General features: G+C 69.9%; 18 protein-coding genes. 9 read left to right on the top strand and 9 right to left on the bottom strand.

Annotated features, from left to right (window positions below):
• The first annotated feature begins 53 nt into the window (after positions 1-53).
• A complete protein-coding gene (locus AVTE2539_RS11230) occupies positions 54-2,453 on the top strand; it encodes a TonB-dependent siderophore receptor (RefSeq protein WP_284410593.1) in 2,400 nt (799 codons plus the stop codon).
• A 51-nt stretch (positions 2,454-2,504) separates the two neighbouring features.
• On the opposite strand, the gene AVTE2539_RS11225 is transcribed toward AVTE2539_RS11230, so the two are convergent.
• The 4 genes from AVTE2539_RS11225 to AVTE2539_RS11210 are packed head-to-tail and all read right to left on the bottom strand — an operon-like array spanning position 2,505 to position 6,166.
• The gene (locus tag AVTE2539_RS11225) at positions 2,505-3,182 is read right to left on the bottom strand and encodes an ABC-type transport auxiliary lipoprotein family protein (RefSeq protein ID WP_284410591.1); all 678 of its coding nucleotides are present in this window, start codon (positions 3,180-3,182) and stop codon (positions 2,505-2,507) included.
• Between the two features lie 11 nt (positions 3,183-3,193).
• Positions 3,194-4,174 (bottom strand): MlaD family protein, encoded by a 981-nt coding sequence (locus tag AVTE2539_RS11220; RefSeq protein ID WP_272565877.1) that lies wholly within the window; start codon positions 4,172-4,174, stop codon positions 3,194-3,196.
• Positions 4,174-5,031 (bottom strand): ABC transporter ATP-binding protein, encoded by an 858-nt coding sequence (locus tag AVTE2539_RS11215; RefSeq protein WP_284407832.1) that lies wholly within the window; start codon positions 5,029-5,031, stop codon positions 4,174-4,176. The genes AVTE2539_RS11220 and AVTE2539_RS11215 overlap by 1 nt, the downstream gene beginning before the upstream one ends.
• A gap of 4 nt (positions 5,032-5,035) precedes the next feature.
• Entirely contained in the window at positions 5,036-6,166 is a 1,131-nt protein-coding gene (locus tag AVTE2539_RS11210) for an MlaE family ABC transporter permease (RefSeq protein WP_284410588.1), read from the bottom strand.
• A 257-nt stretch (positions 6,167-6,423) separates the two neighbouring features.
• Between AVTE2539_RS11210 and AVTE2539_RS11205 the strand changes: the two genes are divergently transcribed.
• The gene (locus AVTE2539_RS11205; protein WP_284410586.1) at positions 6,424-8,136 is read left to right on the top strand and encodes a GMC family oxidoreductase; all 1,713 of its coding nucleotides are present in this window, start codon (positions 6,424-6,426) and stop codon (positions 8,134-8,136) included.
• Between the two features lie 28 nt (positions 8,137-8,164).
• Here AVTE2539_RS11205 and AVTE2539_RS11200 read toward each other — a convergent pair whose 3' ends face one another.
• Positions 8,165-9,130 carry a hypothetical protein gene (locus AVTE2539_RS11200; RefSeq protein ID WP_284410584.1) on the bottom strand — a complete coding sequence of 322 codons (966 nt, stop codon included), beginning with the start codon at positions 9,128-9,130 and terminating at the stop codon, positions 8,165-8,167.
• 414 nt (positions 9,131-9,544) lie between these two features.
• On the opposite strand from AVTE2539_RS11200, the gene AVTE2539_RS11195 reads away from it, so the two are divergent.
• From AVTE2539_RS11195 to AVTE2539_RS11175, 5 genes are all read left to right on the top strand, one after another.
• Positions 9,545-10,303, top strand: coding sequence for a sulfite exporter TauE/SafE family protein (locus tag AVTE2539_RS11195; RefSeq protein ID WP_284394620.1), 759 nt, complete (start codon positions 9,545-9,547; stop codon positions 10,301-10,303).
• A 201-nt stretch (positions 10,304-10,504) separates the two neighbouring features.
• The gene (locus AVTE2539_RS11190; protein ID WP_284410582.1) at positions 10,505-11,269 is read left to right on the top strand and encodes an ABC transporter substrate-binding protein; all 765 of its coding nucleotides are present in this window, start codon (positions 10,505-10,507) and stop codon (positions 11,267-11,269) included.
• Between the two features lie 33 nt (positions 11,270-11,302).
• Positions 11,303-12,085, top strand: coding sequence for an amino acid ABC transporter permease (locus tag AVTE2539_RS11185; RefSeq protein ID WP_284407827.1), 783 nt, complete (start codon positions 11,303-11,305; stop codon positions 12,083-12,085).
• A complete protein-coding gene (locus AVTE2539_RS11180; protein ID WP_284410580.1) occupies positions 12,082-12,825 on the top strand; it encodes an amino acid ABC transporter ATP-binding protein in 744 nt (247 codons plus the stop codon). The genes AVTE2539_RS11185 and AVTE2539_RS11180 overlap by 4 nt, the downstream gene beginning before the upstream one ends.
• Before the next feature lie 87 nt (positions 12,826-12,912).
• Entirely contained in the window at positions 12,913-13,827 is a 915-nt protein-coding gene (locus AVTE2539_RS11175) for a DMT family transporter (RefSeq protein ID WP_284410578.1), read from the top strand.
• A 15-nt stretch (positions 13,828-13,842) separates the two neighbouring features.
• Here the strand turns inward: AVTE2539_RS11175 and mrdA are convergent, their stop codons facing one another.
• The 4 genes from mrdA to AVTE2539_RS11155 form a co-directional block, all read right to left on the bottom strand.
• Entirely contained in the window at positions 13,843-15,783 is a 1,941-nt protein-coding gene (gene mrdA / locus AVTE2539_RS11170; RefSeq protein ID WP_284394624.1) for a penicillin-binding protein 2, read from the bottom strand.
• A 46-nt stretch (positions 15,784-15,829) separates the two neighbouring features.
• Positions 15,830-16,348, bottom strand: a complete 519-nt coding sequence (gene mreD / locus AVTE2539_RS11165) for a rod shape-determining protein MreD (protein ID WP_272565890.1) — start codon at positions 16,346-16,348, stop codon at positions 15,830-15,832.
• Between the two features lie 64 nt (positions 16,349-16,412).
• The gene (gene mreC, locus AVTE2539_RS11160) at positions 16,413-17,330 is read right to left on the bottom strand and encodes a rod shape-determining protein MreC (protein WP_272565891.1); all 918 of its coding nucleotides are present in this window, start codon (positions 17,328-17,330) and stop codon (positions 16,413-16,415) included.
• 181 nt (positions 17,331-17,511) lie between these two features.
• Entirely contained in the window at positions 17,512-18,555 is a 1,044-nt protein-coding gene (locus AVTE2539_RS11155; RefSeq protein WP_092745880.1) for a rod shape-determining protein, read from the bottom strand.
• Between the two features lie 207 nt (positions 18,556-18,762).
• Here AVTE2539_RS11155 and gatC point away from each other — a divergent pair, with 207 nt between their 5' ends.
• Together gatC and gatA are read left to right on the top strand one after the other, a co-directional pair.
• Positions 18,763-19,062 (top strand): Asp-tRNA(Asn)/Glu-tRNA(Gln) amidotransferase subunit GatC, encoded by a 300-nt coding sequence (gene gatC, locus AVTE2539_RS11150; RefSeq protein WP_284394626.1) that lies wholly within the window; start codon positions 18,763-18,765, stop codon positions 19,060-19,062.
• Positions 19,063-19,072: 10 nt separating this feature from the next.
• Positions 19,073-20,575: an Asp-tRNA(Asn)/Glu-tRNA(Gln) amidotransferase subunit GatA gene (gatA, locus tag AVTE2539_RS11145; protein WP_284410577.1), complete on the top strand. Its 1,503-nt coding sequence runs from the start codon at positions 19,073-19,075 to the stop codon at positions 20,573-20,575.
• Position 20,576: the final 1 nt, after the last annotated feature.

Below are 20,576 nucleotides of genomic sequence, written 5' to 3'. Positions count from 1 at the left end.
CCGCCCGCCGTCCCTTTTTTTGTGTCTTGACCGATTTCTTTCCAGGAGCCTCCATGCCGATCCCCCAACACCGCCGCCCGCCACACCGCGCCCGATGGGCCGCGCTGGCCGCCGCGCTGTGCATCGCCGCCACCGCCGCCCAGGCCCAGCCCGTCGCAGTGGACCTGCCCGCCCAGCCCCTGGCGCAGTCATTGAACGCCCTGGCGCGCCAGAGCGGCGTGCAGATCGTGTTCGTCACCGACATCGCCCAGGGCCAGCAAGCGCCGGCGGTGCGGGGCACGCTGGAGGTGCGCGACGCGCTGCAGCGCCTGGTCGCCGGCACCGGGCTGGTGGTGCGCGCGCAGGATGCCCGCACCTTCACGGTGGAGCGCGCGGGCACCGCCCCCGCTGGTGGCACCCCGGGGGCCACGGGTGCGGCGGCCGGCGCCACGATGAGCGAGGTGCGCGTGCAGGCGGCGCGTGGCGAGGACACGGCCTACAACGCCGCTTCGAGCGCCAGCGGCACCAAGACCGAGGCCCCGCTGCGCGACGTGCCGCAGACCATCGACGTGGTGCCGCAGCAGGTGATCCGCGACCAGGGCGCGACCTCGATGCAGGACACCCTGCGCAACGTGGCGGGCGTGGGCCTGTCGCATGGCGATGGCCAGCGCGACCAGGTCAGCATCCGCGGCTTCACCAGCATCGGCGACCAGTTCGTGGACGGTTTTCGCGACGACGCGCTGTATTTCCGCGACCTGTCCAACATCGAGCGGGTGGAGGTGGTGAAGGGCCCCGCCGCCGTGCTGTACGGGCGCGGCTCGTCCGGCGGCCTGGTCAACCGCGTGACGAAAAAGCCCGGCACGGACGTGTCCGACATCGCCCTGAGCGTGGGCAGCTGGGCCGACAAGCGTGCCGAGTTCGACGTGGGCCGCGCGCCCCCGGGCAGCGACTGGTCCTGGCGCGTCACCGGCGCGGCCGAGGACGCCAACAGCTACCGCAGCCAGCAGTTCCTGGAACGCCAGGCCATCGCCCCTTCGGTGCTGTGGAAGCCCGACGGCGCCACCTCGCTCATGCTGCAGGCCGACTACCTGCACGACAAGCGCGTGACCGACTTCGGCATCCCGGCCTATCAGGGCCGCCCGGTCAACGTGCCCGCGGGCACCTACTTCGGCTCGGCCAACGCGCGCGATGCGGACACCTCCGAATCCACGGTCAGCTCGTTCACCGCCACGTTCAGCCACCGCTTTTCCGACACGCTGCGCGTGCGCAACGCCCTGCGCTACTACCACTACGACCTGGACCGCCAGAACACCCTGCCCGCGGGCACCACGAACGAGGCCGCGGGCACCGTGGCGCTCACGCGCTCGGGCGTGGACCGGCGCGAGCGCGGCGTGTTCAACCAGACCGAGCTGATCCAGAACCTGCGCACCGGCAGCATCGCGCACGAGGTGCTGTACGGCCTGGAGTTGGGCCAGCAGAACAAGGATGCGATCTCGTTCACCGGCGGCACGCTGGGCAACGTGAACCTGTGGAACCCGGTGCTGCCGGTGGCGCCGCTCAACGGCGGCGGGGCCGTGTCGGCCAGCGCGCTGAACCGCTACCTGACGCGCGCGCTCTACGTGCAGGACCAGATCACGCTGTCGCCCGAGTGGAAGGTGCTGGCCGGCCTGCGCTACGACCGCTTCGGCCAGGAGACCGACAACCGCCTGGCGGGCCAGAGCGACTTCGAGCGCACGGACACCACCTGGAGCCCGCGCGCAGGCCTGGTGTGGCAGCCCACGGCGGCGCAGTCGTACTACGTGTCGGTGAGCCGTTCCTACCAGCCCTCGGCCGAGATGTTCGCGCTGTCGGCCACCAACACGGCCATCAAGCCCGAGCAGACGACCAACTACGAGGTGGGTGCCAAGCTCGACCTGATGGACGGCCGCGCCACGGCCACGGCCTCGCTGTTCCAGCTGGAGCGCACCGACATCAAGACCACCAACCCGGCGCAGCCCACGCAGCTGATCCCCATCGGCACGCAGCGCACGCGCGGGCTGGAGCTGTCGCTGGCGGGCGAGCTGGCGTCGGGCCTGCAGGCCACGCTGAGCTACGCGCTGCTGGACACCCGCATCACGCGCTCCACGGCCACCGATGCCGGCCAGGCGGTCCAGGGCAAACGCGCCACGATCACGCCGCGCAACGCGTTCTCGGCCTGGCTCACCCAGCGCCTGGGCGACGACTGGAGCGTGGGGGGCGGCATCAACTACGTGGGCGACCGCTTCGCCAACCCGGGCAACACGGTGACCCTGCCGTCGTATGTGGTGGTGGACGCCATGGCGCAGTACCGCATCGGCAAGGCGACCACGGTGCAGCTGAACCTGCGCAACCTGTTCGACCGCAACTACATCGTCTCGGCCCACGGCACCAGCCCCAACCTGAACCTGCCGGGCGCGCCGCGCAATGCGACGCTGACGCTGCGGCACAGCTTCTGACGGGGCAGGCGCCGCGGGCGCGGCGCAGGTAGCGGGCCGAAACGAGACGGGTCAGCGCCCCATCTGCTCCAGCCACTGCCCGATGTCCTGCGCGGCCTGGGCCGTGGCGTCGGCCAGGGCGCGGGTGCCGCCGGGCGCATCGGCCGTGGCGGCGGGGCGCTGGACCAGGAACACGCGCTGGGCCAGCAGCTTCTCGCCGGCCGGCGTGGACTCGGCGATGGAGGCGCGCAGGCGCACCAGCCCGGCGCTGGTGGCCGGGGCGCTGAACACGTGGCTGAACTCCTCGATCTCCAGGCGCAGCACGGCCGGCAGGGCGCCGCCCTCCAGGATCTGCGCGGCGCCTTCGTCGCCCGTCAGCACGGCGCGGCGCAGGCCCAGCTGGTCGCGCACGGCCTTTTGCACCAGCTGCGCGGGCGGCTGGCTCCAGCGTGCCTGGTTGTAGGGGCGCAGGCGGCGCGCGTCGTCGTAGGCCAGGCGGTACAGCACGGCGGTGCTGCCCTCGACCGGGCCGGTGGTGGTCACGTCGGCCAGGGCAAGGGGCGGCAGCGGCGCGCGGCGGTCCGAGGGCGCGGCTTCCATCAGGCCGGGGCCGAAGTCGTACACCTCGGCGCGCACGGGCGGTGCGGGCAGCGCCGAGCAGCCGGCCAGCAGGGCGGCGAATGCCAGGCCGAAAACGGCTCCAGCACAATGAAAACGCCGGCGTTTAGCTATCATTTTAATAGTACTCATGGCAAGCCCTCTCAAGGTTTGGAGGCAACAGGCGCCTCGAAGCCGGGCTCGCCCGGCCCGCCGGCGGCGGTGCCCGATCCGTAGATGAGCGACTGCGGGTTGTCGCTGATGGTGCTGGCGGTGCGGCCCAGGCGGCGCACGGCGCGCGAGGTCTCGTCGGCGGCGTGGTTCAGGCGCGGCAGCGTGACGCGGCCGAAGCGGTCGGCGGCGGTGGCCAGCGACTTGGAGCCCTCGGCGATCTGGTCGATGGGGCCGCCCTCGGCGCTCAGCTGCTTGACGGCGGCGCCCACTTCGTTGGCCGCGGCGGAGGCGCTGCTGCCGGCCTGGCGCAGCGCCTGCAGCGTCTCGCGCGCATCGCTGGCCACGCCCGGCACGGCGGCCAGCGCGGGGTCGAGCCGCTGCACCACGGTGGTGTCCAGGCGCTTCATCAGCGCGCTGGCGTTGCCGGCGGCCTGGCCCAGGTTGTCGATGGCGGTGGCGATGCGCTTTTGGTTGTCGTCGCTCAGCAGGTCGTTGATGCGGCCCGTGGCCTCTTCCACCTGCGAGAGGATGGCGGGCCCCTGCTCGGCCAGCTGGCCGAACGGCGAGGTCTTGAGGGGCAGGCGCGGCAGGCCGCTCGATCCCTTGGGCAGCGGCGGCTCGGCCTGCTGGCCGTCGTCCAGCAGCACGTGGGCCAGGCCCGTCACGCCCTGGTAGCCCAGCACGGCGAAGGTGGCCGGGGTGATGGGCGCCTGGTCGCTCACGGCGATGCGGATCAGCACGTTGCCGGCCACGTCGGGGTCGAAGCCTATGCGCACCACCTTGCCCACCGCCACGCCCTTGTAGCGCACGGCGGCCTGCGGCTGCAGCCCGCCCACGCTCTGCTTGCTGGACAGTTCGTAGAGCTGGTAACTGGTGTTGTCGCGCGTGAGCCAGAGGCCCAGGCCCGCCAGCAGGGCCGCCACGACGACCACGAAGATGCCCGCAGCGAGGGCGTGGGACTTGTTTTCCATCAGGCGTCCTTGGTCGAGGGCGAAACCGGTGCGGGCGCCATGGCGCGCCGGCCGCGTTCGCCGAGAAAGAAATGTTGAATGAACGGGTGGTCGAAGTGCACGACCTCCTGCGGGGGGCCGGAGACGATGACCTTCTTTTCGGCCAGCACGGCCACGCGCGTGCTGAGCGCGAACAGCGTGTCCAGGTCGTGCGTGACCATCACCACCGTGAGGCCCAGGGCGGCGCGCAGTTCGCGCAGCAGTTCGCAGAAATCGTCGGAGCTGTTGGGGTCCAGGCCCGCGGTGGGCTCGTCCAGCAGCAGCAGGGGCGGGTCCATGATGAGCGCGCGCGCCAGGGCCACGCGCTTGATCATGCCGCCCGACAGGTCGGCCGGCATGCGCGTGGCGTGTTCGGGCTTCAGCCCCACCATCTGCAGCTTGACCATGGCCGCATCGCAGACCAGATCGCCCGGCAGCGTGCCCTGCTCGCGCAGCGCGAAGGCCACGTTGTCGAGCACGTTGAAGGCGGAAAACAGCGCGCCCTGCTGGAACAGCATGCCCACGCGGCTGGCGGCGCCGGCGCGGCCCATCTCGGCGGCGGGGCGGCCCAGCACCGTCACCTCGCCCTTGGCAGGCCGCGTGAGGCCCAGCATCTGGCGCAGCAGCACGGTCTTGCCCGTGCCCGAGCCGCCCACCAGGGCCAGCATTTCGCCGCGGCGCACGGTGAGGTCGAGGTTCTCGTGCACGGCGAAGGCCTCCTTGCCCTTGCCGAACACGGTGGACAGCCCCTTGATCTCGACCACCGGCGGCGCGTCGGCGGGCGGGGCCTGCGGCGCGGTGTGCGCGGCGGGGGCGGGGATGAGCGAGGTGTCGTCCATGGCGTCAGATCCCGAGGTTCTTGAACGCGATGGCGAACAGCGCGTCCACGATGATCACCATGGTGATGGAGCTCACCACCGAAGCCGTCGTGCCCTCGCCCAGGCTCTGCGTGTTGGGCTTGACGCGCAGGCCCCAGTGGCAGCCGATGAGCGCGATGGACACGCCGAACACCACCGACTTGGCCACCGCCATCACCAGGTTGGGAAAGCTCACCGCGTTGGGCAGCGCCTGCACGAAGTAGGCGGGCGACACGCCCAGCGCGAGGTCGGCCGCGAGCATGCCGCCAGCCAGCGCGCACAGCGTGGTCCACACGGCGATCAGCGGCATGGCCACGGCCAGCGCCACGGCGCGCGGCATGACGAGGCGAAAGCCGTGCGGAATGCCCATGACGCGCATGGCGTCGAGTTCCTCGGTCACCCGCATCACGCCGATCTGCGCCGTGATGGCCGAGCCCGAGCGCCCTGCCACGAGGATGGCCGCGAGCATGGGCCCCAGCTCGCGGATCAATGAAATGCCCAGGATGTTGACGATGAACGACTCGGCGCCGAACTGCCGCAGCTGCAGCGACATCAGGTAGGCCAGCACCACGCCGATGAGAAAGCCCACGATGGCCGTGATGGGCATCGCCGTCGCGCCCATGCGGTACAGGTGGCCCGACATGTCGCGCCAGGGCGCGCGGCGCGGCGAACGGGCGGCCCGGAAGATGTCGATGAAGAGCTGCCCCACCAGTTCGAGCAGGTGGCGCATGTGGGACAGGGCGTGCAGCACCTGCACGCCAAGCCGGTCCACCTGCTCGGCCAGCCGCCAGGGTGTGTCGGGCGGGCGGGTGGTGCTGAATTCGGCCACGCGTTCGAGCATGTCGCGCTGGCTGTCGTCGAGCGCCAGCCGCTCGGGCCAGTCGCGGCCCCAGTGGTTCCACAGCAGCTGCGCGCCCACGTGGTCCAGCCATTGCAGGCTGCGCAGGTCCCAGCCGATGGCCGGGCCGCCCCGCGTTTCGGACAGCTGGGCCGACAGGGCGCGCCAGTGGCGGCGCGTGCCCAGTTCCGCCGCACCCCAGCGGCCGTGCAACACCGCACAGGGGCCGTCGGGCGTGTCGTCTCGGGTGATGCGGGGCTGGCTGTCGTCTTCGGTCATGGAGGGGGGCGGGAGAAGCTGTGCATGGTAGCGGAGCGGATGGGCCCGGGCGCGTCAGCGCAGAACGCGTCCCTGCGCAGGGCACGGGCCGCGTGAATTATGATCAAAACGCCCTCCAGCGCAATATCTTCTAGGGCATATAGCTACAAAAATAATAGCAATCGGCTGTTTCCCTATCGACAGCGGCACGGCGCTACGCACAATGGACCGGCACTGCCGCAATGCCCCGGGAACGTGTTCAACGTCCAACAGCCTCCATGAGCGACACCACTTTCGACTACATCATCATCGGCGGCGGCACGGCCGGCGCCCTGCTGTGCAACCGCCTGAGCGCCGGCGGCCGCCACCGCGTGCTGCTCATCGAGGCCGGCCGCAAGGACGACTACCACTGGATCCACATCCCGGTCGGCTACCTGTACTGCATCGGCAACCCGCGCACCGACTGGCTGTACCACACCGAGCCCGACGCGGGCCTGAACGGCCGCAGCCTGCGCTACCCGCGCGGCAAGACGCTGGGCGGCTGCAGCAGCATCAACGGCATGATCTACATGCGCGGCCAGGCGCGCGACTACGACCAGTGGGCCGAGATCACGGGCGACGACGCCTGGCGCTGGGAACACGCCCTGCCCTACTTCCGCCGCCACGAGGACCACTGGCGCCTGGACCAGCCCGCGTCCGCGACCGAGGCCTTCAAGCGCCTGCACGGCAGCAAGACCACGGGCAGCACCGGCGAGTGGCGCGTGGAAAAGCAGCGCCTGCGCTGGGACGTGCTGGACGCCTTCGCCCAGGCGGCGCAGCAGGCCGGCATTCCGGCCACCGACGATTTCAACGGCGGCGACAACGAAGGCGTGGGCTACTTCGAGGTCAACCAGAAGGCCGGATGGCGCTGGAACACCGCCAAGGCCTTCCTGCGCCCCACCTGCTACGGGCGGCCCAACTTCGAGATGTGGACCGCCGCGCAGGCCACCCGGCTGTTGATCGACACCCAGCCCGACGGCTCTCGCCGCTGCACCGGCGTGCAGGTGTGGACCGGCGAGGAGATGGTCACCGCCCACGCCACGCGCGAGGTGGTGCTGAGCGCGGGCGCGGTCAACTCGCCGCAGCTGCTGCAGCTGTCGGGCATCGGCCCGGCGGCGCTGCTGCGCCAGCACGGCATCGACGTGGTGCACGACCTGCCCGGCGTGGGCGCCAACCTGCAGGACCACCTGCAGATCCGCGCGGTGTTCAAGGTGAACGGCGTGCCCACGCTCAACATGCTGGCCGGCAACTGGCTGGGCAAGGCGAAGATCGGGCTCGAATACGCCTTCAAGCGCAGCGGACCCATGAGCATGGCGCCCTCGCAACTGGGCGCCTTCACGCGCAGCTCGCCCGACCAGGCCCACCCCAACCTCGAATACCACGTGCAGCCGCTGTCGCTGGAGGCCTTCGGCGAGCCGCTGCACGCCTTTCCCGCCTTCACCGCCAGCGTTTGCAACCTGAACCCCACCAGCCGGGGCACCGTGCACATCAAGGGCCCCGACTTCCGCACCGCGCCGGCCATCGCCCCCAACTACCTGAGCACGCCCGAGGACCGCCAGGTCGCCGCCGACAGCCTGCGCGTGACGCGCCGCATCGTCGCCCAGCCGGCGCTGGCGCCCTACCGGCCCGAGGAATGGAAGCCCGGCGTGCAGTTCGAGACCGACGAGGACTTGGCGCGGCTGGCCGGCGACATCGCCACCACCATCTTCCACCCCGTGGGCACGACGCGCATGGGCCGCGACGGCGACCCGATGGCGGTGCTGGATTCGCAACTGCGCGTGCGCGGCATCGACGGCCTGCGCGTGGTGGATGCGGGCGCCATGCCCACCATCACCAGCGGCAACACCAACTCGCCCACGCTGATGCTGGCCGAGAAGGCCGCCGAATGGATCCGGCAGGCGGCGCGGGCCGAAGCGCCCGGGGCCGAGGCGGTGGCCGCGGCCACGCGCTGATCTCCTTGCGGCGCTTCAGGGGTCGCGCTCAGCCGCGCTCCGGATCGGCCTGCGGCTCGCGGTACTGCTGCGCCGTCTTCGCCCAGACCGCCCCCACCGCCGCGGCCGAGCCCGCGAGCCACAGGGCGGAAGACGCCGTCTGCAGCCGCACGGCCTGGCTGGCATCGCGGGTCGACGCCTGGACGGCCGCCGCGCTCAAGCCGGCGGCGGCCAGGTTGGCGATGCCGCTCACACCCTGCAGCAGCCCCGTGGCCGCATGGGTGGCCCCCGTGCCCACGGCGCCGAGCGCCATCGCCGCGCCGCTCGCGGCCCAGGCACCGGCGGAGCCGTAGGCGATCGCGCGCTGCACCGGCCCCAGCGTGAAGGGGGCGGCGGCACTCAGCCCGCCCGCCACCACGGCGAAGGCGTTCGCCCCGGTGGTCCAGGCGCGGTACGGCACGTTGCCGACTTCGCCCACCATTCCAGCGCCCGCCCACAGGCTGCCGCTGACCGCGGCCGTGGCCTGCGCGGCGCGGGGCACTGCGGCCAGCCGGGCCGACGCCAGGGACAGCGCCGCCGCGGCGGCATCCACCACCGGGGCACTCCAGGCCGACACGGTGCGCACCGCGCTCCAGGGCGATCCGGACGGCCGTGGCGCGGTGGTTTCGGCGGTTTCGGCGGTTTCGGCGGTTTCGGCGGTTTCGGCGGCAGCATCTTCCGGGGCGCCGATCCGCTCCACCGCCGGGCCGGCGGGCCGGTCCGTTTCCACCCTCCTGGCGCCCAGCGCCGCCGGTGCCGAGGCGGCCCGGGGCAGCAGCGCAGCGCGGGGCGACAGGCTCGCACCCGGCTGCGGGGCCGGCGGTGCACTGCGGGCCCGCAGGCCGGCCGGGGCGGAGACCGTTCGGCGCAGCGCAGGCGCCTTGACAGGGAACGCCGGCCACTCGGGGGCGGCCGAGCGGGACGCGGCCAGGGCCGCAGGCGCGGAGAGGGTGCGGCGAAGCGAAAGATCGGTCATGGCGAACAGGCCTTGAAGAGGGAAGCGAAACGACCGCCGATTGAAGCAAACCGCGCATCAATACCGCGTAAAAAGAACCGCCCGCCGCACCCGAGCTTCGCCAATCCCGCAAGCGCTTCGCCAGGGTGCCCCAGAACGGGGTGCGGGAAACCACCAATGCACCAGCAGGGTGCACTCGTTACAGTTCAACCACTCGAAAACGCGCCCGTCGCGTCGAACGAGGGGACCGAGGAGACATCTCGAAGTCGAACAAACCATTCCGAGCATCCCCCTATAAGATGCCTTTTTTACAAAGCGCCGGCGACCCCGGCGCTTTTTCTTTGCCCGTTCTCCTGGCCGGCTCGCTGTGCGCCGGCACGCACGAATCGCCCCCCATTCCCCGTTCCGCCCTGCGGCAGCCCCGACAATCGGGGGATGGAATGGATCATTGTTTCTCTGGCGTCGCTGCTGGCCGGCTTCGTGGACGCCATCGTCGGGGGCGGCGGCCTCATCCTCGTGCCCGCCCTGTTCGCCACGTTTCCCAACGCGCCGCCCGCCACGCTGCTGGGCACCAACAAAAGCGCCTCCATCTGGGGCACGGGCATCGCCACCTGGCAGTACAGCCGCCGCGTGCAGATGCGCTGGCAGGCGATGCTCCCGGCCGCCGCGGCGGGCTTCATCGGGGCCTTCGCCGGCGCCTGGACGGTGACGGTGATCTCGGCGGATTCGCTGCGCAAGCTGCTGCCGCTGATCCTGCTGGCCGTGCTGCTGTACACGCTGGCCCGCAAGGACCTGGGCCGCCACCACACCCCGCGCTTCGAGGGCCGGATCGAGACACGCCTGGCCTGCGCCATCGGGCTGGTGGTGGGTTTCTACGACGGCTTCTTCGGGCCGGGCACAGGCAGCTTCTTCGTCTTCCTGTTCGTGCGGCTGCTGGGCTACGACTTCCTGAACGCCTCGGTGTCGGCCAAGCTGCTGAACCTGGCCACCAACGTGGCCGCCATCATCCTGTTCGCAGCCAAGGGGCACGTGTGGTGGCACTTCGCGGTGCCGCTGGCGGTGGCCAACGTGGTGGGCAGCGTCATCGGCACGCACATGGCGCTCAAGCACGGCACGGGCTTCGTGCGCGGCATCTTCATCGTGGTGGTCAGCGCGCTCATTCTCAAGACGGGCTACGACGCCTTCCTGCGCTGAGAAAAAAAGTCCAAGCGGGCCCGTTTTTTGCGCTCCGGCTCAGGGTTTGCGGGTGTGCATGGCCTCATGCACGCCTTTTATAATGTGGCAATCCCGTGACTGCCCGTCCCGCGGGCGGCCCACTGGCCGCTGGCTCCGGCTTCGCTAACCGCCAAGCCGGATTTTTTGTACCTGAAACCACCCTGCGCAGGAACAACAGAGATGAAGATGTTCAAGACGATCGCCACCGTAGTGGCAATGTGTGCCGCTTTTTCCGTGCAGGCCCGCACGCTGGAGGCCGTCAAGAAGGACGGCAAGATCATCATCGCCACCGAAGGCCAGTTCGCGCCTTTCAACTATTTCCAGGGCACCCAGCTCACGGGCTTCGAGATCGAAGTGGCCAACCTGGTCGCCAAGAAGATGGGCCTGAAGGTCGAATGGAAGACGCTGGGCTTCGATGCCCTGCTGACCGGCCTGGCGCAGGACCGCTGGGATGCCGTCATCGCCTCGCACGGCGTGACCGAAGAGCGCGCCAAGGCCGTCACCTTCGCCACGCCCCACTACTGCTCGGGCGGCATGATCATCGCCACCGACCCCAAGATCCGCACCGCCAAGGACCTCACCGGCAAGATCGTCGCCGTGCAGACCGGCACCAGCTACCTGGAGAACGTGCAGAAGGTCGCCGGCATCAAGGAAATGAAGAACTTCCCCACCGACGTGGACGCCCGCAGCGCGCTCACCTCCAAGCGCGTCGATGCCTGGGTGACCGACAAGTTCGTGGCCAAGGAAGTGGTCGCCAAGAACCCCAAGGCGGGCCTGAAGCTGGGCGACATGCTCTTCATCGAAAAGATCGCACCCGCCGTCTCCAAGGGCAACACCGGCCTGGCTGACGCATGGAACAAGGCCTTTGCCGAAGTGCTGGCCGATGGCAGCTACGCCGCCGTGTCCCAGAAGTACTTCAACGAAGACGTCCGCTGCGCGCAATAAGCCGCGGCGCCGGCTTCGGACCGCCTTCCTTCCATGCTCAATGCTCTGTGGCCACAGCACTGGACGCGCCAGCACCGCAGCAATGCGACGCTGGTCTCCGCCCTGCTGCTGATGGTGTTGGCGCTGGCCCTGCTGGGCCAGCTTCTTTCCTTCCTGCCTGACCCGATCGGACCGAACGCCCAGGCGTTCTCCGACGGCGCGCGCACCACGCTGTGGCTCACCCTGGTGAGCGGCAGCGTGGGCCTGGTGCTGGGCACCAGCGCCGCGCTGGCCCGCACCTCGCGCTGGATCGCGCTGCGCTGGGTCGCCGGGTTCTACATCTGGGTCATCCGCGGCACGCCGCTGCTGGTGCAGATCCTCTTCGTGTACTTCGCGCTGCCGGTGCTGGTGCCGGGGCTGAACCTGCCCGACTTCGCCGCCGCCGTGGTGGCGCTGGGACTGAACGTGGGTGCCTACAACGCCGAGGCGGTGCGCGCCGGACTGCTGGCCGTGCCGCGCGGGCAGACCGAGGCGGCGCGGGCCCTGGGCCTGTCGCGCCTGCACGTGTTCTTCGACGTGGTGTTTCCGCAGGCCTTCAAGATCTCCCTGCCCCCGCTGGTGAGCAACTTCGTGGCGCTGCTCAAGGACTCTTCGCTGGCCTACGCCATCGGCGTGGTGGAGCTGACCAACGTGGGCAACCGCATCCAGTCGGCGACCTTCCAGCCCATCGCGACGCTCTCCACCGTGGCCGTCACTTACCTGCTGCTGACCACGCTGGTCACGCAGATCTCCAACGCCGTCGAGTACCGCTTCGACGTGGAAGGACGGGCGCAATGAGCCAGGCCACGCCCTACATCGTCGCCGACTGCGTGTGCAAGTCGTTCGGCGCGCACCAGGTGCTCAAGGAGGTGTCCACCACCTTCAACACCGGCGAGGTGACGGTCATCATCGGCGCCTCGGGCTCGGGCAAGAGCACGCTGCTGCGGGCCATCAACCGGCTGGAGCCCCACGACAGCGGCCGCATCACCATCGGCGGCACCGAGGTGACGGACGACCAGCGCACGCTGCAAAAACAGCGCAGCGAGGTCGGCATGGTGTTCCAGCAGTTCAACCTGTTCGGCCACATGAGCGTGCTGGACAACGTGACGCTGGCGCCCCGCCGCATCCACCGCACCCCGCGCGCCAAGGCCAACGAACAGGCCATGTCGCTGCTCAGGCGCGTGGGCATGCAGGACCATGCGCACAAGTACCCGTGGCAGCTGTCGGGCGGGCAGCAGCAGCGCGTGGCCATCGCCCGCGCGCTGGCGATGGCGCCCAAGGTGATGCTGTTCGACGAACCCACCTCCGCCCTCGACCCCGAGATGGTGCAGGAGGTGCTGGACGTCATGCGCGAACTGGCCCGTGGCGGCATGACCATGATCGTGGTCACGCACGAGATGGGCTTTGCGCGCGAGGTGGCCGACCGCGTGATGTTCTTCGACCAGGGCCGCATCGCGCACGACGCGCCGCCAGCCGAGTTCTTCGGCAACCCCGCCAGCGACCGCATCCGCGCCTTCATCGGCCGCATGGGTGCGTGAACCGGGGAGGCGCACGCCTCCCCTTCCCGCCGGGCCACTGGCTTTTTACGGCCCGCGTGCTTTCGGGTGCGCGGGCGCCCTGTCTCCATGAAACCTGAACGCCTGGGCCTGCTGGCCCTGCTGGCCGTGACCCTGGTGTGGGGCACGACCTTCCCCGCGATGAAGCTGCTGTCGGCGCACCTCGATGCGCTGCAGCTCATCTGGCTGCGCTTTGCCATCGCGCTGCTGGTGCTCGGCCCGCTGTGGCGCGGCATGCGCCGCGCCGAGGCGCGCTGGGGCCTCGCGCTCGGCCTGCTACTGTTCCTGGCGTTCTGGCTCCAGATCGAAGGGCTGGCGCGCACCACCAGCAACCGCAATGCCTTCGTGACGGGGCTGAACGTGCTCGTGGTGCCGCTGCTGGCCATGGCCGTGCTGGGGCGGCGCTACGGCTGGCGCCTGTGGGCCGCCTGCGCGATGGCCCTGGCCGGCATGGCGCTGATGTTCCATGAGAACGACCCCTGGAACCTGGGCGATACGCTGACCTTCGCCAGCACGCTGTTCTATGCCCTGTACATCCTGGCGCTGGAAGAGTGCGCGCGCCGCACGGCCGCCGAACCCGTGCGCGCCACGCGCATGGCCGCGGCGCAGGCCACCATGATGCTGGCGGCCTCCAGCGTGCTGATCGCCGTGCGCCACGGGGGGCTGGGCAGCACGTGGGCATCGCTGGCCACGCTCTCGGTGCCGTCGTGGATCGCGCTGGTGTACCTCGGCCTGCTGGCCAGCGTGGTGGTGGTGACGCTGCAGGCCTGGGGCCAGCAGCGCGTGGATGCGATGCGCAGCGCCATCGTGTTCGGGCTGGAGCCGGTGTTCGCCGCGCTCACCGCCTGGGTGCTGATCGACGAACGCCTGGGCATCGCCGGGGTGGCCGGTGCGGCGCTGATCGTGGCGGCGCTGATCTTCAGCCAGTGGCAGCCCGCACCGCGGCGCACTGCGGGTGCCGGCGGCGCGCAGCCCGGGAACTGACCGCGCCGGGCGGCCTCAGGGCTCGATGAGCGGCACGTCGGCCGCGCGCAGCGGCGTGCCGATGGGGGCTGCCGCCTGGCCCTTGCGCACCGCGGCCATGTCCTGCTCGTTGGGGTAGTCGCCCTGCAGCCAGTAGTCGAACACGCGCCGCGCGATGGGCGCGGCATGCGCGGCGCCGAAGCCGGCGTTCTCCACGATCACGGCCAGCGCCAGGCGCGGGTTTTCGGCCGGGGCGAAGGCGGCGAACAGCGAGTGGTCGCGCTGGTGGTCCTCCAGCGCCTTGGCGTTGTACTTGACGTTCTGCCCCAGGCTCACCGCCTGCGCCGTGCCGGTCTTGCCGGCCGAGGTGTAGGGCGCGCCCGCGAACACGCGCGTGCCGGTGCCGCCCTTGTTCACCGCGACGAGCGCATTGCGCACGATCTCCACGTTCTTCGGCGAAAAGCCCAGGTCCTGTCCCGGGGGCTGCTGCACCTCGGTGATCTGGCCCGTCACCGTGTCCTTGATGGCCTTGATGAGGTGGGGCCGATAGCGCGTGCCGCCGTTGGCCAGCGTGGCCTCCGCCAGCGCCAGCTGCAGCATAGTGAAATTGTTGTACCCCTGCCCGATGCCCAGCGACACCGTCTCGCCCGAGTACCAGCGGCGCATCTCGGGGCGCCGGTAGGTGTTGCGCTTCCACTCGGTGCTGGGCAGCACGCCGCGCACCTCGCCGTTGATGTCGATGCCCGTGGCCTGCCCGAAGCCGAGCGGCTTCATGAAATCGTGGATGGTGTCCACGCCCATGTCCACGGCCAGCGAATAGAAATACGTGTTGCTGGAGAACTGGATGGCGCGATGCATGTCCACGCCGCCCAGCCCGCCCTCGTGGCTGCGGAAGGTGTGACCGCCGTAGGTGTAGAAGCCCGGGTCGTTGTACACCTGCGTAGGCGAGCGCTTGTTCAGCTGCAGCGCCCCCAGCGCCATGAAGGGCTTGTAGGTCGAGCCCGGCGGATAAGTGCCGCGCAGCGCGCGATTGAGCAGCGGCTTGTCGATCGACTCGTTGAGCGCCTGCCAGTTCTCGCTGTCGATGCCCTCCACGAACAGGTTCGGATCGAACGTGGGCTTGCTCACCAGCGCCACGACCTCGCCGTTGCGCGGGTCGATGGCCACCAGCGCGCCGCGCCGCTCGCCGAACATGTCCTCGATCATCTTCTGCAGCTTGATGTCGATGGACAGCATCACCGTGTTGCCGGGCGTGGCCGGGTGGCTGGCCAGCCGGCGCACGGCGTGGCCGCCGGCGGAGGTCTCCATGCGCTCCACGCCGGTCTGGCCGTGCAGGGTGCTCTCGAAGCCCTGCTCCACGCCCAGCTTGCCGATGTGGTCGGTGCCGCGGTAGTTGGCCGCGTCTTCGGAGTCGTCGATGCGCTCCTTCTCGCGCTGGTTGATGCGGCCGATGTAGCCGATCGCGTGGCTGGCCACCTCGCCCATGGGGTAATTGCGAAACAGCCGGGCCTTGATGTCCACGCCGGGAAATCGGTAGCGCTGCGCGGTGAAGCGCGCCACTTCCTCATCGGACAGGCGCGTGCGGATGGGCAGCGATTCGAAGTTGCGCGACTCGTCCATGAGCCGCTTGAACCGGCGCCGGTCGCGCGGGTGGATGTCAAGCACCTTCGACAGGGCATCGATGGTGTCGTCCAGCGACTCGACCTTGGAGGGTGTGATCTCCAGCGTGTAGGCCGAATAGTTGGTGGCCAGCACCACGCCGTTGCGGTCCATGATGAGGCCGCGGTTGGGCACGATGGGCACCACGGCCGTGCGGTTGCTCTCGGCCTGCTCGGCGAGGTCGTCGTGGCGCACCACCTGCAGGTACACCAGCCGCGCCACCACCAGGCACAGCGCCATCAACACGACCAGCGCCACCACGAACACACGGGTGCGGAAACGCGACGCATCGGCTTCAGTGTTGCGCAGTTCGGTCATGTCGGCAAAGAAACGGTCAGATCAGGGGGCTGGCGGCGATTCGCGCTCACAGCGGGCGGTTCTCGTCGCGGTCGGGCGGACGGCGCTGCGGCGCCAGCAGTATCCAACTGGCGAGCGGCCACAGCAAGGCCTCCAGGCACGGCGCCACCAGGCCTTCGAAGCCGGGCAGGATGCCGCCCGACACGATGCGGATCAGCAGTTCGATCGCATGGGCCGCGATGAACAGCGGAAACACCTGCAGCGCCTGCGACGGCACGCTGAACCACAGCAGGCGGCGGTGCATGTACAGGGCGCCGTACATCAGGGCGCAATAGGCCAGGGCATGCTGGCCGAGCAGCGCGGTCTGGTACACGTCCATGCACAGCCCCATGGCAAAGGCCACGCCCATGCCAACGCGCTGGGGCTGGTGCACGCCCCAGAACACGAGCAGCACCATCACGAGGTCGGGCGTCCACACCACGCGCCCGAGCGGCAGCATGTTGAACGCCAGCGCCACCAGCAGGCTGCCGACGATGAACAGGGGGCGGACCGGCAGCAGCAGTTGCTGCCCGCGGGGCATGATCATGCGGACCTCCCGGGACGGGATGCGGCGGCCACGGCAGGCCCGCGGGGGCGCAGGGCAGAGCGGATCATCGGCGCCCCTTGCGCACCGGCGCGGCGGGCGCAGGCGCGGGGCGCTGCGGCAGGTCGGCCGTCAGCGGCTTGAGCACCAGCACGTGACGCGCGCCGTTCACCTGCGCCAGCGGCGCGCAGTAGATGCGGGCGAAGGCCGAGTCGGCGCGCCGCTCCACGCGCACCACGCGCGCCACGGGCAACCCCGGCGGGTACAGGCCGTCCACCCCGCTGGTGGTGAGCAGGTCGTTTTCCTGCACGTCGGCATTGCCGGGCATGAAGCGCAGCTCCATCCCGCCGCCGTGGGCGATGACCGGATCGCCATAGGCCACGCTGCGCGCGCCGGTGCGCAGGTTCATCACGGGAATGGCCTGGTCGCGGTCGATGAGCAGGGTCACCTCGCTCAGGAACGGGTGCACGCGGGTGACCTGGCCCAGCATGCCGGACTCGTCCATCACCGGCGAGCCGAGTTCGACGCCGGCCACCTGGCCCTGGTCGATCATCACGCGGCGGGTGTAGGGATCGGCGGCGTCGTAGATCACCTGCGCGGCCTGCGACGGCGTCGTCAGGCGCTCGCGCAACTCCAGCAGCTTGCGCAGCCGTGCGTTCTCCTGCAAGAGCTGCTCGGCCTGGTTGGCGCGCTCGGACATCTGCGCCATGTTGCGGCGGGCCGTGTCGGCATCGGCCTGGGCCACCTGCAGCGACTGGAAATAGCCCGCCCCCTTGGCGGCGAACTCCACCGGCTGCAGCATGGTCCACTGCAGCGGGTAGAGCGCCACGGCCACGGCCTTGCGCAGTGGATCGGTCACCTGGAACCGGGCATCCGCCACCATCAAAAACAGCGCCAGGGCGCTGTAGAGGGCAAGTCGGGAGCGCGGCGAGGGCCCTTGCTTGAAGAAGGGCGGCGCGGACCGTTCGAGCGTACCGAGGGGCATGGGCAGGCAGGCCGTGGGATCAGGCGACAACCGGCCAGGCAGCGGCCGGGGGCCGCGCCAGGAGCGCGGCAGCGTTGGCCCGCCCGCAGCCCTGCACGCCCGGCAGGGGCGGAAGGAGGACGGCCAGCGGTTGATCCATGTCTTTTTCCAGGGCCCCGGCTTCGCGCCAGGGCCGGGCGTGTCACTCGCTCGTGAAGATGCTGCCCTGGCGGTCCATGCGCTCCAGCGCAATGCCGCACCCGCGCACCACGCAGGTCAGGGGGTCTTCGGCGACCAGCACCGGCAGGCCGGTTTCCTCGGCCAGCAGGCGGTCCAGGTCGCGCAGCAGGGCGCCGCCGCCGGTGAGCATCATGCCGCGCTCGGCGATGTCTGCACCCAGTTCGGGGGGCGTTTGCTCCAGCGCGTTCTTGACGGCGGAGACGATCTGGTTGAGAGGGTCGGTGAGCGCCTCCAGCACCTCGTTGCTGGAGATGGTGAAGCTGCGCGGCACGCCTTCGCTGAGGTTGCGGCCCTTGACTTCCATCTCGCGCACTTCGGAGCCGGGAAAGGCCGAACCGATGTTCTTCTTGATGGCTTCCGCCGTAGGCTCGCCGATCAGCATGCCGTAGTTGCGGCGGATGTAGCTGATGATGGCCTCGTCGAACTTGTCGCCGCCTACGCGGACGCTGCCCTTGTAGACCATGCCGCCCAGCGAGATCACGCCCACCTCGGTGGTGCCGCCGCCGATGTCGACCACCATGGAGCCGGAGGCTTCGGAGACCGGCAGGCCGGCGCCGATGCCGGCGGCCATGGGCTCTTCGATCAGGTACACCGCGGTGGCACCGGCGGCCTCGGCCGCGTCCTTGATGGCGCGGCGCTCCACCTGAGTGGAGCCGCAGGGCACGCAGATGATGATGCGGGGGCTGGGGGTGAGCAGGGTGCGGGGGTGCACCATCTTGATGAACTGCTTGATCATCTGCTCGGTGATCACGAAATCCGCGATCACCCCGTCCTTCATCGGACGGATGGCTTCGATGTTGCCGGGCACCTTGCCCAGCATGGCCTTGGCTTCGCGGCCGACGGCCTGGATGACTTTCTTTCCGTGGGGGCCGCCTTCGTGGCGGATGGCGACGACCGAGGGTTCATCGAGCACGATGCCCTTGTCGCGGGCAAAAATCAGGGTGTTGGCGGTGCCAAGGTCAATCGCAAGGTCGGTGGAGAAGTACCGACGGAAAGCTCCGAACATTCAAAAATCCTCTCAGGCACGGCATGCACGTCGGCCTGCCATCGCCGGGTGATATTAGGGGGTGTTTATTGGATTTTTTCGCACAATGACCGGCAGTTGGGAGGGTATTGCGGCAAAGCCGGGATAATACCGCATCCCCTGTGAATAACTCCCTCCGGCATGGCCCGGATTTCAGCTTTACATCCGGTTTCCCACCCCCCTTCCCCTATGGCACTGACACCCCAAGACATCGGTCGCATCGCCAATCTGGCGCGGCTTGAATTGAGCTCGGACGACAGTGAGCGCATGCTCACGCAGATCAACGGTTTCTTCGGCATCGTCGAGAAGATGCGGGCTGTGGATACTACCGGCATCGCCCCCCTCGCGCACCCGGTCGCCGCCGTCCAGGCCGTGGCCCTGCGCCTGCGCGAGGACATCGCCAGCGAACCCGATCAGCGCGAGGCCAACCAGCGCAGCGCGCCGGCCGTGGAGAACGGCCTGTTCCTCGTGCCCAAGGTGATCGAATAAGGGCGCCCCGATGACCACTAACTCCACCACCGCATTGCACGACCTGGGCGTGGCCGCCCTGGCCACCGAACTGCGCGAGCGCCGCGTCTCCGCTGTCGAAGCCGCCCAGCACTTCCTGGCACGCGCCGCGGCCCACCAGAACCTGGGCGCCTACGTCGCCATGAACGAAGAAGCCACCCTGGCGCAGGCCCGCGCGCAGGACGCGGCCATCGCTGCAGGCACGGCGGGCCCGCTGGCCGGCGTGCCCATCGCCCACAAGGACATCTTCGTCACGCGCGACTTCCCCAGCACGGCCGGCTCGAAGATGCTGGCCGGCTACCAGTCGCCGTTCGACGCCACCGTCGTCGGCCAACTGGCCAACGCCGGTGCGGTCACGCTGGGCAAGCTCAACTGCGACGAGTTCGCCATGGGCTCGGCCAACGAGAACTCCGCCGTGGCCCCGGTGGGCTTCGATGCGCCCGCGCCGGTGCGCAACCCCTGGGACACCACCCGCGTGCCGGGCGGCTCGTCGGGCGGCAGCGCCGTGGCGGTCGCCGCGCGCCTGGCGCCTGCCGCCACCGGCACCGACACGGGCGGTTCGATCCGCCAGCCCGCCTCGTTCTGCGGCATCACGGGCATCAAGCCGACCTACGGCCGCGCCTCGCGCTACGGGATGATCGCCTTCGCCTCCAGCCTGGACCAGGCCGGCCCCATGGCCCGCTCGGCCGAGGACTGCGCCCTGCTGCTGTCGGCCATCTGCGGCCCGGACCTGGACCGCGACTCCACCTCGCTCGACCTGCCGGCGCAGGACTTCACCCGCCAGCTGAACGACGGCATCGACGGGCTGCGCATCGGCATCCCGGCCGAGTTCTTCGGCGAGGGCCTGGCGCCCGGCGTGCGCGCCGCGGTGGATGCCGCGCTCCAGGAATACGAGAAGCTCGGCGCGAAACTGGTGCCCATCAGCCTGCCGCGCACCGAGCTGTCCATTCCCGTGTACTACGTGATCGCGCCGGCCGAGGCCTCTTCCAACCTTTCGCGGTTCGACGGCGTGAAGTTCGGCCACCGCGCCAGCGACTACACCGATCTGGTGGACATGTACAAGAAGACGCGCGCCGAGGGCTTCGGCGACGAGGTCAAGCGCCGCATCATGATCGGCACCTACGTGCTGTCGCACGGCTACTACGACGCCTACTACCTGCAGGCGCAGAAGATCCGCCGCATGATCGCCGACGACTTCCAGAATGCCTTCCAGTCGTGCGACCTCATCGCCGGCCCGGTGGCACCCACGGTGGCCTGGAAGCTCGGCGAGCACGGCAACGACCCGCTGGCCGACTACCTGGCCGACATCTTCACGCTGCCCGCCTCGCTCGCCGGCCTGCCCGGCATGAGCGTGCCCGCCGGCTTCGGCGAGGACGGCATGCCCGTGGGCCTGCAACTGATCGGCAACTACTTCCAGGAAGCCCGGCTGCTCAACGCCGCCCACCGCCTGCAGCAAGCCACCGATTTCCACCTCCGCACGCCGGGAGGCCTCTGAA

Source organism: Acidovorax sp. SUPP2539 (genome assembly GCF_030158975.1).
Taxonomy (GTDB): domain Bacteria; phylum Pseudomonadota; class Gammaproteobacteria; order Burkholderiales; family Burkholderiaceae_C; genus Paracidovorax.
Note: the sequence above shows the minus strand (reverse complement) of the source record. Positions and strands in the feature narration are given on the sequence as shown.

Bases quoted from the DNA above. Each gene is read 5' to 3' on its own strand.
- AVTE2539_RS11230 (WP_284410593.1), top strand. From the start codon at position 54: ATGCCGATCCCCCAACACCGCCGCCCGCCACACCGCGCCCGATGGGCC.
- AVTE2539_RS11225 (WP_284410591.1), bottom strand. From the start codon at position 3,182: ATGAGTACTATTAAAATGATAGCTAAACGCCGGCGTTTTCATTGTGCT.
- AVTE2539_RS11220 (WP_272565877.1), bottom strand. From the start codon at position 4,174: ATGGAAAACAAGTCCCACGCCCTCGCTGCGGGCATCTTCGTGGTCGTC.
- AVTE2539_RS11215 (WP_284407832.1), bottom strand. From the start codon at position 5,031: ATGGACGACACCTCGCTCATCCCCGCCCCCGCCGCGCACACCGCGCCG.
- AVTE2539_RS11210 (WP_284410588.1), bottom strand. From the start codon at position 6,166: ATGACCGAAGACGACAGCCAGCCCCGCATCACCCGAGACGACACGCCC.
- AVTE2539_RS11205 (WP_284410586.1), top strand. From the start codon at position 6,424: ATGAGCGACACCACTTTCGACTACATCATCATCGGCGGCGGCACGGCC.
- AVTE2539_RS11200 (WP_284410584.1), bottom strand. From the start codon at position 9,130: ATGACCGATCTTTCGCTTCGCCGCACCCTCTCCGCGCCTGCGGCCCTG.
- AVTE2539_RS11195 (WP_284394620.1), top strand. From the start codon at position 9,545: ATGGAATGGATCATTGTTTCTCTGGCGTCGCTGCTGGCCGGCTTCGTG.
- AVTE2539_RS11190 (WP_284410582.1), top strand. From the start codon at position 10,505: ATGAAGATGTTCAAGACGATCGCCACCGTAGTGGCAATGTGTGCCGCT.
- AVTE2539_RS11185 (WP_284407827.1), top strand. From the start codon at position 11,303: ATGCTCAATGCTCTGTGGCCACAGCACTGGACGCGCCAGCACCGCAGC.
- AVTE2539_RS11180 (WP_284410580.1), top strand. From the start codon at position 12,082: ATGAGCCAGGCCACGCCCTACATCGTCGCCGACTGCGTGTGCAAGTCG.
- AVTE2539_RS11175 (WP_284410578.1), top strand. From the start codon at position 12,913: ATGAAACCTGAACGCCTGGGCCTGCTGGCCCTGCTGGCCGTGACCCTG.
- mrdA (WP_284394624.1), bottom strand. From the start codon at position 15,783: ATGACCGAACTGCGCAACACTGAAGCCGATGCGTCGCGTTTCCGCACC.
- mreD (WP_272565890.1), bottom strand. From the start codon at position 16,348: ATGATCATGCCCCGCGGGCAGCAACTGCTGCTGCCGGTCCGCCCCCTG.
- mreC (WP_272565891.1), bottom strand. From the start codon at position 17,330: ATGCCCCTCGGTACGCTCGAACGGTCCGCGCCGCCCTTCTTCAAGCAA.
- AVTE2539_RS11155 (WP_092745880.1), bottom strand. From the start codon at position 18,555: ATGTTCGGAGCTTTCCGTCGGTACTTCTCCACCGACCTTGCGATTGAC.
- gatC (WP_284394626.1), top strand. From the start codon at position 18,763: ATGGCACTGACACCCCAAGACATCGGTCGCATCGCCAATCTGGCGCGG.
- gatA (WP_284410577.1), top strand. From the start codon at position 19,073: ATGACCACTAACTCCACCACCGCATTGCACGACCTGGGCGTGGCCGCC.